This is a genomic window from Paenibacillus sp. J31R109 (assembly GCF_059692055.1).
The window spans coordinates 47,114-65,315 of record NZ_JCAUAR010000007.1 but is presented as its reverse complement, the minus strand read 5'-3'; the positions used below and the strand labels follow the sequence as shown (position 1 = coordinate 65,315).

15 protein-coding genes are annotated in these 18,202 nt (G+C 46.0%); 6 read left to right on the top strand and 9 right to left on the bottom strand.

Annotation, left to right across the window (positions count from 1 at the left end; translation table 11 throughout):
• Positions 1-35 precede the first annotated feature (35 nt).
• The gene (locus AC58QT_RS18915) at positions 36-302 is read right to left on the bottom strand and encodes a hypothetical protein (RefSeq protein ID WP_497410373.1); all 267 of its coding nucleotides are present in this window, start codon (positions 300-302) and stop codon (positions 36-38) included.
• 237 nt (positions 303-539) lie between these two features.
• On the opposite strand from AC58QT_RS18915, the gene yhbH reads away from it, so the two are divergent.
• The 3 genes from yhbH (at position 540) to AC58QT_RS18900 (ending at position 3,409) form a co-directional block, all read left to right on the top strand.
• Complete coding sequence (gene yhbH, locus AC58QT_RS18910; protein WP_310500515.1) at positions 540-1,697, top strand: sporulation protein YhbH; 1,158 nt, start codon at positions 540-542, stop codon at positions 1,695-1,697.
• A complete protein-coding gene (locus tag AC58QT_RS18905) occupies positions 1,694-3,127 on the top strand; it encodes a SpoVR family protein (RefSeq protein WP_497410372.1) in 1,434 nt (477 codons plus the stop codon). Before yhbH ends, AC58QT_RS18905 begins: the two co-directional genes overlap by 4 nt.
• Positions 3,128-3,232: 105 nt before the next feature.
• Positions 3,233-3,409: a YjfB family protein gene (locus AC58QT_RS18900; protein WP_310500517.1), complete on the top strand. Its 177-nt coding sequence runs from the start codon at positions 3,233-3,235 to the stop codon at positions 3,407-3,409.
• Between the two features lie 123 nt (positions 3,410-3,532).
• Here AC58QT_RS18900 and AC58QT_RS18895 read toward each other — a convergent pair whose 3' ends face one another.
• The gene (locus AC58QT_RS18895; RefSeq protein ID WP_497410371.1) at positions 3,533-4,636 is read right to left on the bottom strand and encodes an ABC transporter permease; all 1,104 of its coding nucleotides are present in this window, start codon (positions 4,634-4,636) and stop codon (positions 3,533-3,535) included.
• Complete coding sequence (locus AC58QT_RS18890) at positions 4,633-5,580, bottom strand: ABC transporter ATP-binding protein (RefSeq protein ID WP_497410370.1); 948 nt, start codon at positions 5,578-5,580, stop codon at positions 4,633-4,635. Before AC58QT_RS18890 ends, AC58QT_RS18895 begins: the two co-directional genes overlap by 4 nt.
• Before the next feature lie 246 nt (positions 5,581-5,826).
• Between AC58QT_RS18890 and AC58QT_RS18885 the strand changes: the two genes are divergently transcribed.
• Positions 5,827-6,039 carry a hypothetical protein gene (locus tag AC58QT_RS18885; protein WP_173111184.1) on the top strand — a complete coding sequence of 71 codons (213 nt, stop codon included), beginning with the start codon at positions 5,827-5,829 and terminating at the stop codon, positions 6,037-6,039.
• Positions 6,040-6,198: 159 nt separating this feature from the next.
• A complete protein-coding gene (locus AC58QT_RS18880) occupies positions 6,199-6,999 on the top strand; it encodes a hypothetical protein (protein ID WP_497410369.1) in 801 nt (266 codons plus the stop codon).
• A gap of 562 nt (positions 7,000-7,561) precedes the next feature.
• Here the strand turns inward: AC58QT_RS18880 and AC58QT_RS18875 are convergent.
• The 6 genes from AC58QT_RS18875 to AC58QT_RS18850 form a co-directional block, all read right to left on the bottom strand.
• Entirely contained in the window at positions 7,562-8,341 is a 780-nt protein-coding gene (locus tag AC58QT_RS18875) for an aldo/keto reductase (RefSeq protein ID WP_497410565.1), read from the bottom strand.
• A gap of 198 nt (positions 8,342-8,539) precedes the next feature.
• Complete coding sequence (locus AC58QT_RS18870; protein ID WP_497410368.1) at positions 8,540-10,000, bottom strand: nicotinate phosphoribosyltransferase; 1,461 nt, start codon at positions 9,998-10,000, stop codon at positions 8,540-8,542.
• 49 nt (positions 10,001-10,049) lie between these two features.
• The gene (locus AC58QT_RS18865) at positions 10,050-10,598 is read right to left on the bottom strand and encodes a cysteine hydrolase family protein (protein WP_497410367.1); all 549 of its coding nucleotides are present in this window, start codon (positions 10,596-10,598) and stop codon (positions 10,050-10,052) included.
• A gap of 188 nt (positions 10,599-10,786) precedes the next feature.
• Complete coding sequence (locus AC58QT_RS18860) at positions 10,787-11,107, bottom strand: SPW repeat domain-containing protein (protein WP_310500522.1); 321 nt, start codon at positions 11,105-11,107, stop codon at positions 10,787-10,789.
• Positions 11,108-11,245: 138 nt separating this feature from the next.
• Entirely contained in the window at positions 11,246-12,364 is a 1,119-nt protein-coding gene (locus tag AC58QT_RS18855; protein ID WP_497410366.1) for a stalk domain-containing protein, read from the bottom strand.
• A gap of 111 nt (positions 12,365-12,475) precedes the next feature.
• On the bottom strand, positions 12,476-14,179 hold the full coding sequence (locus AC58QT_RS18850; protein WP_497410365.1) for a methyl-accepting chemotaxis protein: 1,704 nt from the start codon (positions 14,177-14,179) through the stop codon (positions 12,476-12,478).
• A 159-nt stretch (positions 14,180-14,338) separates the two neighbouring features.
• Between AC58QT_RS18850 and AC58QT_RS18845 the strand changes: the two genes are divergently transcribed.
• Complete coding sequence (locus AC58QT_RS18845; RefSeq protein ID WP_497410364.1) at positions 14,339-18,130, top strand: response regulator; 3,792 nt, start codon at positions 14,339-14,341, stop codon at positions 18,128-18,130.
• Positions 18,131-18,202: the final 72 nt, after the last annotated feature.

The following is an 18,202-nucleotide window of genomic DNA, read 5'->3' as shown; positions in this document are numbered from 1 at the left end:
CTATTTGCTCGTTCATATGATTGAGCGTGTATTCATCACTTAAAATCCTTAGGTGACAATGATTTCAAAAGTTCCGCAGTAGTCATACCTTTGCCCTGTTTATATTCTTCACGGCTTTCATTGATCATTCGTTTTAGTTCTGGATTAGCTATAACTTCAGAACTAATGGAAAGATGATCTTCTTCTTGAAGCACCACCGTAAACTTTCCTTTTCCAGGGATATGAAATTGACGAACTGAATGCTCACTATTCATATTAATGATGGTTTCCATAAGCTCTTCCGAGCTAGTAACTTTTTCCATTATTATCGCCACCAGTTATCTAAGTTTAGCCTTGTGTGTTAATCATAGCATAAATACAAGGTAATAAGTAATTAAACGGCTAACCATTTAACATCAACTTCACACTAACCACAAACCACTTAAACTTATAATTCCACCACATATCCCCCGCACACTTGAATATATTTAATAACAAGCTTTATTTCCCTATGTCTGATTAGCGCTGCCGCTTATCATAAACGCCAAGGAGGTGTCCCCATGACAGAGCCCTTATTTATCGTTTCCAAAGAGGATTGGTCACTCCACCGCAAAGGATACCAAGATCAAACCAGACATCAAGAGAAGGTCAAAGATGCGATTAAACAGAACCTTCCGGATCTCGTCACAGACGAAAGCATTGTCATGTCCAATGGAAAACAAGTCGTGAAGGTACCGATAAAAAGTTTGGACGAATACCGCTTCCGCTATAACTTCAACAAAGGCAAGCATGTCGGTCAAGGCGACGGTGATTCACAGGTAGGCGATGTTCTAGGAACAGACCCGCAGCCTGCACAGGGGCCAGGCAAAGGCGAAGGCGCGGGCGATCAAGCCGGCGATGATTACTACGAAGCCGAAGTCAGTATGGAGGAACTGCAAGCCATGCTGTTCTCCGAGTTGGAACTTCCGAATCTGCAGCAAAAAGATAAGCGGAACATGACGTCGACCGAAGTTATTTTCAACGATATTCGTAAAAAAGGGATCATGTCCAATATCGATAAGAAGCGGACGATTCTTGAAAATATGCGTCGCAATTCACGAGGCAGCGCGCCCGGTATTCATCACATTTCACCAGATGATCTGCGTTTCAAAACATGGGAAGAGATCGAAAAGCCTCACTCCAATGCGCTTATTATTGCCATGATGGATACCTCTGGTTCCATGGGCTCCTTTGAGAAGTACATAGCCCGCAGCTTCTTTTTCTGGATGACTCGCTTCTTGCGCACAAAGTATGAGAACGTTGAGATTGTGTTCATCGCGCATCATACCGAGGCGAAAGAGGTGACAGAGGAAGAGTTCTTCACCAAAGGCGAGAGCGGGGGCACGATCTGCTCCTCGGCTTACCAAACAGCCATTGATATTATTGATAAAAGGTACCCCCCTTCTCAGTTTAATATTTACCCCTTCCACTTCTCAGACGGCGATAATTTAACTTCCGATAACGAACGCTGTGTGAAGCTGATTACGCAGTTGATGGAACGTTCGAACATGTTCGGTTACGGGGAAGTGAATCAATACAACCGCAGCTCAACGCTGATGTCGGCCTTCCGTCATATTAACAACCCTAAATTCCTGCATTATGTCATCCGTGAAAAAGGTGAAGTCTATAAAGCGTTAAAAACCTTCTTCACCAAACAGGAAGGAGTGCCTGCCAAGTGAGTAAATCCGAAATCCAGAAGTTGGAATATGCCATTGATGAAATTAACGAGATTGCCAAAGGCTTTGGGCTCGACTTCTTTCCGATGCGGTACGAAATTTGTCCAGCAGAAATCATCTACACCTTCGGTGCTTATGGGATGCCAACGCGATATAGTCACTGGAGCTTTGGTAAAAATTTTCATCGCATGAAGACTCAGTACGATTTTGGACTTAGTAAAATTTACGAATTGGTCATTAACTCTGACCCCTGTTATGCCTTCCTTTTGGACGGAAATTCATTAATTCAAAATAAACTGATCGTTGCGCACGTGTTGGCTCACTGCGACTTTTTCAAAAATAATGCTCGCTTCTCCAAAACGAATCGGAATATGGTGGAAAGCATGTCAGCCACAGCCGAACGCATCCGCCAATATGAAATTGAGCATGGCATCGATGAGGTCGAACAATTCATAGATGCCGTTCTCGCCATCCAAGAGCATATTGACCCCGTACTAACGCTAACCTATGGTCAGTCTCGCAAGCGCCAAGAGAATAATAAAGCAGCTACACCAGCGGTGCGAGGCGAAGCCACCTATGGCTATGAAGATTTATGGGACTTAGATAGTCGAAACAAAGCTACCGTCAACTTGGATAAAGAAGATACAAAGCGTTTTCCACCAAAGCCGGAGAAAGATATTCTTCTTTTTATAGAGGAACATGCTCCTTACATGGAAGACTGGCAGCGGGATATCCTGACTATGCTGCGTGATGAGATGCTCTACTTCTGGCCGCAACTCGAAACCAAAATCATGAACGAAGGCTGGGCTTCCTACTGGCACCAACACATCCTGCGTGAAATGGATTTGACCGAGGAAGAAACGATTGAATACTCCAAACTGAACTCCTCTGTCGTCGTTCCTTCTCGCCACTCGCTGAATCCTTATTATTTAGGCGTCAAAATATTTGAGGACATCGAAAAGCGCTGGGATGCGCCGACAGATGAAGAAATTCGCAAATTCGGGCGAACGCCTGGTCAAGGCAGGAAGAAGATTTTTGAAGTGCGGGAATACGAGTCTGATACCTCGTTTATCCGTAACTATTTGAATAAACCGCTGGTGGAAGAATTAGACCTGTATGTGTTTGAGAAGAAAGGGCCTGAGTGGAAAATCACAGATAAAACGTGGGAAAATACACGCGATCAGCTGATTTATTCCAGAGTGAATGGCGGCTTCCCTTACATTGTCGTGGAAGATGGGGATTACCAGCGTAACGGCGAGTTGTATTTGAAGCACGCCTTCGAAGGTGTCGAGCTTGATTTGAAATATGTCGAACGGACGCTGCCATATATCTATAAACTGTGGGGCAAGACCATTCATATGCATACAGTAGTAGAGGATAAGCCGGTATTGTTTAGCTTTGATGGGAAGAAACATCATCGACGGTTTTTGTGAGAGAAGGCCCAGCCCAGGAGGGTTGGGCTTTTTTGTCCTAAGCATTACTAACTGATATACCGATATAACAAATGTTGGATACTCACAATTACAAGGAGGGACCTCATGGACATTTCAGCTGCATCAGTCATTCTTGCTCACAATAATCTATCCCAAGCTGTAGGGATCAGTGTTATGAAAATGGCCAAGGATCAGTTTACCGATCAAAGCCAGCAAATGATTCAAATGTTAGAACGTTCTGTACAGCCGAATTTGGGCGGAAATCTGGATATACGTGTTTAAAATAGGAGAATGAATAGGCTACTAGATTAATCTTGCCTATATTCCTATTACAATAAGCCCAATCTCTCCCTTGCAGAGGTTGGGCTTTCTACTTCTAGAAGACTCATAGCTTACAAACTAGCACTACTCCCACTTAAATGTGAACGTAGCCACGATGAACGATACGACCAACCAGACGGCTAACATAAGACCTTCCTGCCACAGATCTCCGATACCTGCACCCACGTTCATAATTTGTCGGAGAGCTGTACTGAGCTGGGTAATCGGGATCGATTTCACGATCGGCTGCAAGAACTCTGGCATGCTGGATACAGCGAAAAACACGCCGCCTAAGAACATCAGCGGGAATGAGATCAGCCCGGAGATCGGACCGACGCTCTCTGGGGTTTTGGCCACGCCAGCGATAATAAAACCGATGGACATGAACGTCAATGTACCCATGACGATAAATAACAAGAGCAGCCACCATGAGCCGTTCACTTGTGTCCCAAAAATTAAAGCACCGACAAGCAACACGATCAGGGCTTGTGCTGTGTTCATGATAAGGCGTGCGGTAATCTGTGCGGCAATGAAGGTGGACGATGTCAACGGCGTACTTTGCATCCGTCGCAACACACCACGCTCCCGCCAGGAAGCAATTTGCCCCGAGACGCCGTTTAAGTTGTTGGTCATAATCATCATCGCCAAAATGCCCGGCACCAAGAAATCGATATAACGGAGCTGCAATGCCTGCACGCCAACAGGTTCAATTTTTACGACCGGAATGTAGTTAGAAATTTGCTTGGAAACCGTATCTGCCACCTGACTGATCGTTTGAAGACCAATCTGTGCACTCTGTTGGTTCGTCTGATCATAATAGACTTGCAAGAAGCTTGCCTTGGAGCTATCTGCTCCTTTTTTGGCTACAGCCTCACCGTAATTTTTCTGAATAATCACAACGAGCTTCTGATCACCGTGCTTCAGCTGCTCTAATGACTTATCCATGTCATCCGACGACTTCAGCTTCAGAATGCTATTCGTCTGAAGTGCCTCAACCATGATCCTAGATTCCGCACTCTGATCTTGGTCAATAACGACGCCATCAACGATGATTTCATTTCCCTTGCCCAGAAAGGAGCCAAGCATAATCATAAAGAATAACGGCATGAACAAAGTGAATATGAGTACTTGTCGGTTGCGCACAAAAAAACGAAGCTGACTTAACGTTAATTGGATATAAGCATTCATTCCTCTTTCAAACTCCTTCCGGTCATGGAAATAAACACATCTTCCAACGTAGCTGTACGCGTCTGCAAGTTTGTCAATTGCCAGCGACCGCCCGCGCTTTTTTCGATTAGATCAATCAATGATTCCTGCAGCTTATCTGTGTAGAGGACGAACACATCCTTCCGCACATCGATTCCCTTGACTTCACGAACCTTGTGCAGCTCCTGAAGGACCGAGGCCTTATCCGTTTCTGCCAAGTCTTGAAGGCTGAATTCGATCGCGCTGTCCGACTGCAAGCTGCTCACTAGATTACGCGGCGTATCCAGCGCAACCACTTTCCCTTGATCCATTAAACAAATACGATCGCAAAGCACGTGCGCTTCTTCCATATAATGCGTGGAGAGCACAATCGTCTTGCCTCGCTCCTTCAGCTTTAGAATAATCTCCCATAGTGTTCGTCTTGCTGTCGGGTCCAGCCCGGTTGTCGGTTCGTCCAAAAAAATAACTTTAGGATCATTTAGAAGGGCAAGCCCAATGGCAAGTCTCTGCTTTTGCCCACCAGATAAATGCTTGACTCGACCATTTTTTTTGTCCGTCAACGTCATATCTTCTAACAGCGGCTTAATCGGAACCGAGCTCGGGTAGAAGCTGGCATACATGCGCATAATTTCCTCAACCGTCAACAACTCGAATAGGGAAGTGGATTGCAATTGCACACCGATGACTTCCTTCACCTTGCTCAAATCCTTCTGCGTATCAAAACCTGCTACAATCGCACGACCGCCGTCAGGCTTCCGCAGCCCTTCGATCATCTCCATCGTAGTCGTTTTCCCAGCACCATTAGGACCGAGCAAGCCAAATACCTCGCCTTGAAAAACTTGAAAATTAACCCCTCGCACAGCTTGGAAGGTTCCATAGTTTTTAATTAAACCATCCGCTTCAATAACAATCTGTGAAGACTCCATAACGCTAGCCCCCCCCGCTTCCAAATTTTGCTTAACTTAACCTATCATATACCAAATGTATGCGCAGTTACACTTCCTCATTTATAGTTTCAACGCTTGGACACCTACATGAAATATCTACTGACAGAACTAGTGGAATTCCGACACCGTCAATCGACGAACTTATTGAGAAAGGTGTGATAATCTTAATTTCTACTTAATAAGATAACCTATATCTGAAAACAAATCAGAAGGAGATGTGTTGTAGTGAGAATGAACATTTTATTTAATAAGAAGCCGATTTCTGTTAATTTTGTCGGCACCGACCACAAGTTAATTCCTTCTTTGATCAACGCACTTCGCCATAACAAATTCACCACCATGAATTTAGTTAACTCGTTAGAGCGAGTAGATTTATTTAGCTCTGAAGCGATTTTATATGCCAAAGATGGAAATAAAGCTCGTATTCCAATTTTCTAATCTTGGCATACATAGATGGTTCAAGGTCAACACCTCCGAATGGTAGATTCCTTCGGAGGTGTTTTTTTTCGTAGACTAGTAGCCTAACTAGGCATATCCTCTCTCCATTTTTCATAGACTAATAGAAACAACACCATTACAGCTGGGATGGAGAACGCTATGTACCTTATCCGCCTTTTCAAAGCACATGCTGCTCAGCTACTAATCTATCTGCTTATCGTCATTATCAGTTTCGTATGGACCTTAATCTGGGGGCTTCACAGTCAGAGCACTACCCATCCGCCTCCTCCAAAGACAACTGCCGCGTATAGCATCAAACCTGCAACGAATGGTGTGAGCCTTCACGTCATTCAAACCTCCCCAGAGAACATTGGGCTCAAAGCCATCCAAGCCAATGTGACCGAGCGAGCTGACAATGGGATTAATGGCGGTTTCTTTTGGCAAGGGTACTTGCTCAGCATCGCAGTAACAAATGATCAGCCTGTGAAAGGCCAACCTGGCGATTACGGCTCAGGCTGGTACAATACGGATCGCAAACGAGGGACGTTGGTATGGGATGAGAAGGCGCAAACCTTTACCGTTCAAGTTGTCGAAAATGCAAGTGAACTCAAGGTCATGGATCGCACCCGATATTGGGCGCAGGGAGGTGTCAGCATGGGGCTTACGAATCCATTGGGCTGGGCAGATCAGGCAATCTCGGAAGAAATGCCTGTAATCAACGAGAAGCGTATGCGATCCGGCATCGTGTATGATCGAATGAACAACGTGTATCTCGTCGTCGCGCCTACCCCTTGTACAGGCGAAGAGTTCCGAACAGCGGTGCAAGAGCAAGTAGGCGAGAAGCAGTTGGTGGACGGGCTTTTCCTTGACGGAGATGGTTCTTCACAACTGAAGGTTGCGAATTACTTATTGCCAGGTGATCACCGCGAGGTGTATCAAATGATTGCTTTATTGCAATAAGTGGAGGGGGGCTGAGCTGCTCACTTGAGGCGTCGATAAGGGCGGGTTCAGTAACGCCTCAGCTCCAGATTCACTCTGAGGCGTCGAAAAGTGCACGCTCAGTATCGCCTCAGCTCCAGATTCACTCTGAGACGTCGAAAAGTGCACGCTCAGTATCGCCTCAGCTCCAGATTCACTCTGAAGCGTCGAAAAGTGCACGCTCAGTATCGCCTCAGCTCCAGATTCACTCTGAGGCGTCGAAAAGTGCACGCTCAGACATACAAATTTGGCTTTCGCAACGAAACATCGTCTGAGACGTTCGGATTTGCTCGCTCAGTAACATCTCAGCTCTAGATTCACTCTGAGACGTCGATAAGTGACCGCTCAGCCATACAAATTTGGCTTTCGCAACGAAATACCGTCCGAGACGTCGGGATTTGCTCGCTCAGTAACATCTCAGCTCCAGATTCAATCTGAGACGTCGAAAAGTGCGCGCTCAGACTCCTAATCCCGTTACCAGGTACGAAAAAAAGAGGAAACCCCGCACAAACGGGCGTTTCCTCTTTGCTAATCTAATACCATACTAAAACGTTACATGATCCGGATCCGGACCTATACGTTTGTTGATATTCATCGCATCAATCAGAGCCACATCTTCTGCGCTCAGCTCAAAATCGAAAATGTCCGCATTTTCCCGAATCCGATGCTCAGTTACCGACTTCGGAATCGTCACGACACCATGCTGAATGTCCCAGCGCAGCACGATTTGTGCAGCTGATTTGCCGTATTTAGCAGCAAGCTGCGCCAATTCTGGCTGATTCAGCTTACCCTGCATAAGCGGGCTCCACGCTTCTAGTTGAATACCCCGATCACGTGTGAACGTGAGCAGTTCTTTTTGCGATAGCTCCGGATGATACTCGACTTGATTCACCGCAGGAACAACCCCCGTATCCTCTATCACATGCTCCAAATGAGAGATTTGGAAGTTGCTCACGCCAATCGCGCGAACATGCCCCTCCTTGTAGAGGTGGACGAGCGCTTTCCAAGTCTCACGGTACGTGGCGGACACGGCCCAGTGGACCAAGTAAAGATCAATCGTCTCCAAACCGAGACGCTTACGGCTTGCTTCAAATGCTTGCAGCGTAGACTCGTAGCCTTGATCTGCATTCCACACTTTCGTCGTAATGAAAATATCCTCACGCGGCACACCACTTTGGCGCAATCCCTGTCCAACGCCTTCTTCGTTGCGATAGACAGCAGCTGTATCAATGCTTCGATAGCCTAATTGTAGGGCAGTTTGAACCGCGCCAATGACCTCTTGACCTTCTTTGCTTTTATAAACACCGAGCCCCAGCCAAGGCATATGTACACCATTATTGAGCGTAACTCCAGCTGTGAATGCTTGATTCGCTTGTGTTGACAATGCTAACAACCTCCATCGGAATAAGATTTGTATGAGCGCATCTTTACCGTGTAGCTCCCATTAATCATACCACCGAAGTCGGATATAGCACAATTTGTACGAAAATGAGACGGACACCAACGTACATTAACGATCTGCTTAGTTTTGATGAGCGTGGATTAGATCCATTTTCAACTGCCATAGGGCAGTACTCAAATTGACACGATAACCTTCGGGATTTAGCATCCGTAGATATTGCGGCCAAACGGTCTGCATTTGCTCAGCATGATAGTCACGAATGCTTTCCAAGGTAGGCAATTCATAGACTAACTCACCCGCTTCAAAAATCGGTTTCAACAGCGGAACCGCCTCATAATCCTCAATAAATTTGAACAGATACGGATGGATGGGGTCGAACAACTTGATTCGTTGTCCTTCCCGAATATCCACCTCATCTTGCAAAGCCAAATAATCGGCCTCTGCTTTGCCCGTCGCCTTATTCATAATCCGGTAGGCTTCCTTGAAGCCCGGATTCGTCACTTTCTCCGGGTTGCCCGATATCTTAATGACCGGCACCAGCGTGCCGTCCTTCTCACGGGCAACGAGCTTATACACCCCGCCCAGCGCGGGCTGGTCGGCCGCTGTAATCAGCTGGGTGCCGATGCCCCAGCTGTCGATCTTAGCCCCCTGGGCTTTCAGCCCGGCGATGATGTGCTCATCCAAGTCATTGGATGCCACAATCTTCACCTCCGGAAAGCCCGCCTCATCCAGCATGCGCCGCGCCTGCTGGGATAAGTACGCCAAATCGCCACTGTCGAGGCGAATGGCGTTCAAGCGCTTGCCGCGGCTCGCCAGCAGCCGCGCCGTAGCAATGGCGTTCGGCACGCCGCTGCGCAGCGTGTCGTAGGTGTCCACGAGCAGTGTGACCTGCTCGGGCAGGGCCTCGGCATACGCACGGAAGGCTTCCGCCTCCGTGTCGTGGGCCTGCACCCATGCGTGCGCGTGGGTGCCCTTAGTCGGGATGCCGAACAGCATCCCGGCTCGCAGGTTCGATGTCGCGTGGAACCCCGCGATGTAAGCTGCTCTTGCGCCCCAGATGGCGGCGTCAGCCTCTTGGGCGCGGCGTGTGCCGAACTCCAGCAGCACATCGTGCGGAGCAACGCCTTTCATGCGCGAAGCTTTCGTCGCGATAAGCGTCTGGAAGTTCACGAAGTTGAGAATCGCTGTCTCCACGAGCTGCGCTTCAAAAATGCTGCCAACCACACGTACAAGCGGCACATTTGGGAAAACAAGCGTCCCTTCGGGTACGGCTTGGATATCCCCGTTGAATGTAAAAGCACGCAGGGCATCAAGGAACTCTTCCTTATAGTTCTCCTCTTGCTCACGCAAATAAGCGATTTCTTCCTCACCGAAATGCAGATGTTGCACATAATGAATCACTCGCTCAAGCCCCGCGAAGACCGCATATCCCCCGTCAAATGGCAGCTTGCGGAAGTACACCTCAAACACAGACTTCTCCGTATGTGTCCCTTGTAACCAATGGGCGTACATCATATTAATTTGATATTTATCCGTATGCAGCGTTAGATTATTCATCGCATCCATGGCGTGCCATTTCATTTGTATTCATCCTTTCCATCGCACATTAGCTCATCTAATGCATCGTCCCTTAATTTTTCCAATTCTGAACAACCTTAGCCCCTAGTGTACTAGTAAAATGACGCAATGCCCAGTCATGACCTTGTGCATCAAAGCTAGCGACTGCATCCTCATGAATGACCAGGGAGAAACCTTTATTATACGCATCCACTGCGGTATGTAAGACACATATATCTGTACACACTCCCACTAGATGAAGCTCCTGAATACCTCTAGCTCTAAGCTGCAGTTCCAAATCTGTCCCGCAAAAAGCACTGTATCTCGTTTTGTCCATCCAATAGATATCTGATCTATGCGCTTCATGCACTTCTTTTAAACCACCATAAAGCTCCCTACCCGCCGTATCACGTATATTGTGAGGTGGGAACAACGCCGTCTCCGGATGAAAGGGATCTCCTTCCTCATGCAAATCTACAGCCATCACGACAAAATCCTGATGGGCAAGAAAGCGATTAGCAAGCTCGCAAATCCGCGCCTCAATGGCAACGGCAGGATCACCGCAAGGCAGCTTTCCAATTACAAAATCCACCGTATAATCAATCACAATAAAGGCTTTCATATGCCTCACTCCTTATATTGTATATCTAATATTATTAGAACGACTTTATCAATTAGCAAAAGAGAAGCCTAACTTCATAATGACAGCTGAGGCGTTTGATCGCAAATGGAGCTATTCATTTCATAAATTCATTTTGATATTATCATTATGACATATTAAAACTGAATTATCAATAGGCATTTTAATCGTTATTGGGAGTCCGGATATAGATTGGCGTAATTAATGAGAATCGTCATAAATCCAAGGGCAACGAATGAGAAAAATGCCATGAAAGATAAATGAAAGACATTAGGAAATACAATGAATACGGTACCTGTGGCCACACAAACCCAGTTCTGCCACATATGTTTTCCTGTTTTGCCTAAAGCTAACATCGAACTTACGAATTGCAGACTTCCGAACAGTGCACAGGTGAAAAGCGCATTCGTTACATCTCCGAATCCAAACACCCAAGGAGTCATCAAAAACCAAAGACCCATGAGTGCTGATAAACTATTTTTGAGATACATACCGATCACACCTCCTACATGCGGGATGTTACAGTATATGCAAACGCTTTCAGTAACGTGTTAGTCGAAAAGCCTTCAGATCACCTGAATCGGCAACTGAAGGCATATTTTTACTGCATATTCCTGTTATTTATTCGATTATTGTTCGATATGAATCCCTTTAGAATCAATTGTCACTTCGGCCTTTAGAATGTCAGACACGAATTTAGTAGGCACATAAAGCGTATCGTTGAGAATGACCGGAGCCGCTCCTAGCGCAACTGGTGCCATTTTGGCAAAGAAATAGCTATCTTTCCCCACACTCACACTCGTCCACTGCGCACCTTTCGAGAGTTCAGCAGCATATGTTTCTTGATTCCATTTCACCGTGTAACCCAGACCTTCTGCTACTTTACGGAAAGGAACAAGGGAAACGCCATCTGCATTCTGTTCGACATCACTCGTTCCCAATTCCACTTTCACTTTGTCAGGCAGCGGAGTAGGGTTCGGTTGGATGACTAAATTGTTAGGCAAGCTAAAGCGGAATTCTGGACTTCCTGCCACACCAGCTGCGATCGCGTATTTCGGAAATACCACAACCGCATCCCCTTTTTCTACAAAAAAGCCTTGATCTGCGCTAATGCCTTTAAATTGATCCTTAAAGAAATATTGCGGATTCTCATCGATTTTGGCAATAACACCTGCATCGATCGTTGTCTTGTAATCCGTGCCGAGTAGATCCTGAAGCGTTACACGTTGTGCAGTTGCCGCATTCAACACATTATAGGTATCCACTCTTGGCATCCCTGTACCACCTGTTTGTCCGTACGTAGTAACGGTGAGGGAAACAACGCCTGAAGGATTGCTTCTGCCATCTGATTTTAATGTGTAGACAATTGTAAGCTCATACGGGCGGTATGTATATCCCTTTTCTTTGGCTGCTGCTGCATCCTCCGAAGCTGTCTTCTCCCAGTTCGCTAAATCTTTATTCGCATGTGAAAGGATGATGTCGTTCAGTTCATCTTGATATTTCGTATCTAGCATACCTGTCAGTTGAGGAACTTTAATATTCGTCGTTAAATCCGTGCTCTTGGACGTTAACACCACTTCTTTAATGACTACTGGTGCTGATGGTGTAGATGATGTTGTTGCTGATATTCCTGTAACCGTATCTGCCGAAGCAACACCAGAAACTGTCCAAGCCGAAGCACTTACACCTACAAGCACCGCACAACCAACAACACCGATTTTCAACATGTTCCATGGATTTCTTTTCATTTCCTATTCACTCCTTCTGAGTTATCGTGTTTGTAACGTTTGTTCTAACCTTCACGATAACTAAGACGTACCAGCTTGCAAAAAAGTCTGACAGACACAATTTGTTCACAATTAAGCGAGTCGGAAGGTACCTACTACATGATTCAAATCTGTGGCAATGCCAGCCAGATTTTTGGCAGAGGCTGTGATTTCTTCAGCAGAGGCGAGTTGCTCTTCCGTCACTGCTGCGACAGATTGCGCTGTGCCTGAGGTTTGCTGTGCAACGAAACCTACTTGTGCTACTGTCGCTGCCACTTCTTCTGAACTTGCAGCCATCTGTTCAGCAGCTGCCGCTGTTTCTTGAATTTTGCTCGCTACTTCTTGCGATGCTTGTACGATTTGACCGAACGCTTGCTCAGCAATGCCGACCTCATGAAGTCCTTCTTGCACTTCGGTTCTGCCCTTGTTCATTACACCTACAGCCAGCGCAGAGTCCCGTTGAATCGAACTAATCAGATCAGAGATTTCGCGAACGGAATCATCGGTTTGTGAAGACAACTTGCGAACCTCCCCAGCAACCACCGCAAAACCTTTGCCACTTTCACCTGCACGCGCAGCTTCAATCGCGGCATTCAACGCAAGTAAATTCGTTTGCGAAGCAATATTTCCGATTAAAGTGGTAATTTGGCCGATGCTTTGGGAATGTTTCTCGAGCTCTTGAATGACCTGATTCGCTGCATCAACGGATGTACTGACTGCTTGCATTTTATTCACAACACGTCCCATAGCATGCGTACCTTGCTCGGCAATGTTTGTAGCCGTCATGGATAACTCAGATACATCAGCGGTTGTTTCTGCAATACGCGAGATCCCTGCTGCCATTTCCTCCATCGCTCTCCCACATTCAACAGAGCTTTGGGCTTGTGTATCTGCTCCATTGGCAAAATCCTGCACCGATACCGCAACATGCTGCGAAGCTGAGGTATTCTGCTCAGCGCTGGCGAATAGCTGCTGGGACGAGGCTGCAACGCTTGTTGAAGCTAGCTGCATTTGTTCAACAGAATGACGCAGATGATTCACCATTTGATTGACAGCCCCTACAAGCTGGCCAATTTCATCTTTATTGGAAACCATAATCGGCTCAACCGTAAGATCACCTTTTGCAATACGATCCAGTGCTAATGAAGCTTTGCGTACAGGAACTGAAATAATGCGAACGAGCACGTAGCAGGTTGCGATCATAAATAAGATGATGACAGACAGCACCGTGACTGACATTGTCACACTTTCTCTGTACACTTTCTGGCTATCCTCTTCCGCTAGTATTCCCCCTTGTTGATTGTAGATGACCATATCTGACATTGTCTTTTGTGCCGCCGCAAAAGCAGTTGACATAACTGTCAGGCTATCTTGCGCAGCTTTGCTCGTCGGATCACTCGCTAATTGCTTATTGGCTAGAAACGCTTTCTTGAAGCTGTCCCACTTCTCTGAAAGCTCATCTGCGAGGGTAATATCTTCTGCATTTGCAACAGTTTCCTTATATTTTCCTAACAAGTTGTCGATTAGTGTAATGGTTGCATTTAGATCCGTGTCCATTGGCGCATGCTTCGTCACATCAGGCTCCAGCTTTTTTTTATAATACACCGTTAGCAAATGTTCCGAGTTGTAATGGATCTCCTCGATCGTTTCAATGCCCTTCATCCAGTTCTGTACAAGCGTTCGATTGCTTTCTTTCAGGGCTCCCATTCTACTCATATCTGTCCAGCTTATTGCCCCTACCATGATTAAAATAATTGCAAATACCATGATTAATTTGGTGCGAACGTTCATTTGCATGTCCCATTTCCCCCTATTATTTGTGTAAATCCTAAGACTTGTGTATACGTCTTTCCCCTGTTGGATATATCATAGATTAAATTCATTAAGTTTGTTCTGTTCTAAACATGTTAAAACTATGAGGTTTTTTAACAATTAGACTGCATCAGGAGGCTGTTCATGTCATCATCTTTGCGTTTCAAACTGGTTGCCTGGCTTGTTCTCATTACATCCATCTCCCTCGCCGTGGTAGGGTTTACCAATTATAAACTTTCAAGCAATAAGCTATTGCAGAAAATGAACGAGCAGTCCCTTAGTTCAGTCTCGAATTCCGCACGGAACTTGTATGATTTCTTGTCTATTCGATTGGCAGAGGTCGAGCTCATCAGTCGTGTAAGTATTATGAAACAAGGTACACAAGCCGAGCGCCTGAATTTTTTGAGACATGAACTACAATCAGATAGAAATCAGTATCATGCTATGGCTATTGTCGATTTGGCAGGTAACATGGAATTTACCTCAGGCATGAAGATTTCCATCACGGATGAACTTCGCTTTCAGCAAGCTATGCAGGGAAAAACCTATATTTCCGATCCGCATCTAAGCAAAATGAAGGGCGTTTACGTGATCTCGATTACAGCGCCAATCTTTGATGATCAACAAAAAGTCGTCAGTCTAATTGATGTTTCATTAGAAGCTGCACCCTTATTTCATGAGCATCTCCTTGCTCCGTTGAACAACGGAGACCTGTTAATCGTCAACCGAGAAGGACTCACGATTTATGATACCGATCCTAACGCTATTCTTAAGATGAATATTTTGAACGATTTTCCGGAACTTCGACCCGCTTTTCAACAAGCTGTACGCGACGGAATTGGCTTTGTCGACGAATCCGTTATCACGGGTAATAAGATTAGATGGTTCTACGCTCGTATTCCCCATCTCGATTGGTTTCTTGCTTATTCCATGCCGATCAAGGACATCGAAGCCCCTACGAGCGCTCTACTGTGGTGGACGGTGGGATTAATCGCGATGGCCGCTGTGATCATTTACATGCTTATTTACTTCACAACGAATCAGCTGATTATCAAAAGAATTAAACAAATCCTCCAAGTCACGGAGGCCGTTGCCGCTGGGAACTTCCACACGAGACCCATCGTGTTTACAAGTAAAGATGAATTAGGCGCACTCGCCCTTTCTGTCAACGGAATGATGGAAAATATCCGTGAACTCTTCGAGCCCTTTGAAGCTTTTATTCGTCATAATCAATATGCCATGATCGTGTTGGATCCGAATTTCATGATTAACCACCTCAATAGCAGAGCTACGCAAATGCTTGGGTATTCGTTAGAAGAAGTACATAAAATTGCCTCACCCTTAATCTGGTTAGATCAACAACAGCTACGTGAACGTGCGATTCAATATTCTGCTGAACTCGGCGAGATGATTCCCGCGGACTGTACGACACTTGTGATTCGATCTTTACGACATCTGAAGGAGGATCTGGAGTGGACTTGGTATCACAAAGATGGAACCCGACTCTATGTACAGGCGAGTGTTAGCTGTATCACGCATCCAAATGGCGAACTGAAAGGGTATGTGCTCATTGCGCGCGATATCAGTGATATTAAGGAAAGTAATGAGACCAAGGAACGACTGTTCACGATCGTTGAGAGTGCACGGGATGCCATTCTGACTTTTGATCAAGACGGTTACATCTTCTATATAAATCCTGCCGGCATCTATTCCATGGGCTTAGAGGGGGCCAACTATACGCGCGCGCATTTCCATGAGTTTGTGGAAATTCTGAATGACATTAATTTTGAGGAAGGACTTCAAACTGCAATCCGCGAGGGATTCTGGGAATTCGAAGCTGAAGTTAGGACCAAGAAACATCATAATATCATCGTTTCACTCGTCATTGTTCCTCACTTCCCCCTCAATAACGGTGAGCTGTATTTCTCGGCGATCACGAGAGATATTACAGATCAAGTCAACGCCAAGGAGGCGCTTATCTTAGCCAAACAAGAAGCGGATGATGCCAACTTGGCCAAAGGCGTGTTCCTTGCCCGGATGAGCCATGAAATACGTACACCGCTTAATGGGATCGTGGGACTTTCTCACTTGCTGGAGAAAACCGCGATGACCGAATTGCAAACCGATTATATGCGCAAAATTTCGCGTTCCGCGCGCTCTCTTTCCCATATCATCAACGACATTCTGGATTTCTCTAAACTGGAAGTAGATAAACTTGTGATTGAACATCACCCCTTCCAGCTCGATGAGACCATTGATCGTGTGTGTGAAACGCTGAGTGTACTGCTAGGGCATAAACCTGTAGATTTCATTTGCGATATTCCTGATCAAGTTCCGGTTGGATTGATTGGGGATTCCCTACGGCTCTATCAAGTGCTTCTGAATCTCTCCAGCAATGCGATTAAATTCACCGAGCAGGGAACCGTCACACTCCGGGTGCGAATTGATCAGATTGTCGAGAATGAAGTGACTCTCCGCTTCACAGTCACGGACACTGGCATCGGCATGGACGAGAAGCAGTTAGCTAATTTGTTTCAACCCTTTATCCAAGGTGACGAAGTCACGAGCCGTAAATATGGCGGGACTGGGCTTGGACTGGTCATTTCCAAAAACATTATTGAAAATATGGGGGGTTCGATCTCCGTCTCCAGTACACAAGGTGTGGGGAGTGAATTTCTTGTCCTTCTCACCTTTACCTTGTATTTACCAACACAGCATGTCTACTTGCCATTACCGCTTACTACGCTTGTCGTCGAAGATCATCCTGCGCTCAACCAGGTGCTTGTCCAGAACCTTCAATCCATGTGCATGGATGCAGCAGGTGTCTACTCGTGGAAAGAGGCCCTTCAACTCCTTGATCATATTGCGTTTGATATTTTGCTGTTGGATATGGAAGCAGATGATATGTATGGAGAAGAGGTGTGGTTAACGATGCTGGGCTCCTGCAAAAGACAAGGGATCTCAACGATTGTTTACACCTCCTTATCGGGAAGAGATGCGCTTGAGCAGCTTCCAATTGATTCATCGCCCGATGCCATTCTGGTTAAGCCTATCTCGCGAAGTCTGTTGTACAGGACGCTTGCCGCGCTTCATGCGGATAGGGAGTCTGTTCCAACTCTTATGAAGGAGAAGCCTCCTCAAGTGAGTGAGCAGGCGTTGACCAGCAAGTCGGTCTTCACGGACGAAGTTCCGCTGCGCATTCTAATTGTCGAGGATAATGAGATTAACCAAACCGTAGCACGCTCCTTACTGGAGAACATGATGCATTGTCACATCCAATTAGCTGGAAATGGATTTGAAGCTTTACATGATTTGGAGAATCATACCTATGATTTAATCCTGATGGATATCCATTTGCCTGAGCTAGATGGCATTGAAACAACCAAGCGTATACGAAATGAACCGAAATGGGCTCACATTCCAATCATTGCTATTACAGCTGATTCAACGCTGGATAATCGGATGGCCTGCTTGGAGGCAGGTATGAGTGAGATGATCTCTAAGCCCATCATTCCAGAACGGCTGCAAGCTGCCATCGAGACCACACTCCAGCTGCATAAGGAGGAGAGGACCCTGCCACATCTTCATATCGCAGAGGCGCTCCAACGCATTGGAGGAAAAACCGAGATTTATCGTGAAATGCTCCGCAAATTCCAAGATCAAACGAACCCCATTATGGCGCAATTGCAAGTGGCTATCGAGACGCAAAATCTCGAACGAGCACTTGATTTACTTCATGGTATTCGTGGCTCATCCAGCAACCTATCGGCTTATCTTGTGTTTGCCGCGGCAAGCCATTTGGAGGATGTTGTGAAGGCACAAGCGGGGCTGCAAACAGCAGATCGAGACGTAGCTGGCATGTTGCAATTACTTCAAATGTTAACGTTGGAGCTACAGGCTGTTTATCAAACGATCCAAAAATTGTTACTTGATTGAAAAAAACGTGAATTTATGTCACTATATGCGTATGCTCCCTCTAAGAGCGTGTCATTTTATACGTATAGGTGG

Coding starts and splice junctions, on each gene's coding strand:
- AC58QT_RS18880 (WP_497410369.1), top strand. CDS start 6,199: ATGTACCTTATCCGCCTTTTCAAAGCACATGCTGCTCAGCTACTAATC.
- AC58QT_RS18860 (WP_310500522.1), bottom strand. CDS start 11,107: ATGTATCTCAAAAATAGTTTATCAGCACTCATGGGTCTTTGGTTTTTG.
- AC58QT_RS18875 (WP_497410565.1), bottom strand. CDS start 8,341: ATGCCTTGGCTGGGGCTCGGTGTTTATAAAAGCAAAGAAGGTCAAGAG.
- AC58QT_RS18895 (WP_497410371.1), bottom strand. CDS start 4,636: ATGAATGCTTATATCCAATTAACGTTAAGTCAGCTTCGTTTTTTTGTG.
- AC58QT_RS18900 (WP_310500517.1), top strand. CDS start 3,233: ATGGACATTTCAGCTGCATCAGTCATTCTTGCTCACAATAATCTATCC.
- AC58QT_RS18865 (WP_497410367.1), bottom strand. CDS start 10,598: ATGAAAGCCTTTATTGTGATTGATTATACGGTGGATTTTGTAATTGGA.
- AC58QT_RS18850 (WP_497410365.1), bottom strand. CDS start 14,179: ATGCAAATGAACGTTCGCACCAAATTAATCATGGTATTTGCAATTATT.
- yhbH (WP_310500515.1), top strand. CDS start 540: ATGACAGAGCCCTTATTTATCGTTTCCAAAGAGGATTGGTCACTCCAC.
- AC58QT_RS18915 (WP_497410373.1), bottom strand. CDS start 302: ATGGAAAAAGTTACTAGCTCGGAAGAGCTTATGGAAACCATCATTAAT.
- AC58QT_RS18845 (WP_497410364.1), top strand. CDS start 14,339: ATGTCATCATCTTTGCGTTTCAAACTGGTTGCCTGGCTTGTTCTCATT.
- AC58QT_RS18890 (WP_497410370.1), bottom strand. CDS start 5,580: ATGGAGTCTTCACAGATTGTTATTGAAGCGGATGGTTTAATTAAAAAC.
- AC58QT_RS18855 (WP_497410366.1), bottom strand. CDS start 12,364: ATGAAAAGAAATCCATGGAACATGTTGAAAATCGGTGTTGTTGGTTGT.
- AC58QT_RS18870 (WP_497410368.1), bottom strand. CDS start 10,000: ATGAAATGGCACGCCATGGATGCGATGAATAATCTAACGCTGCATACG.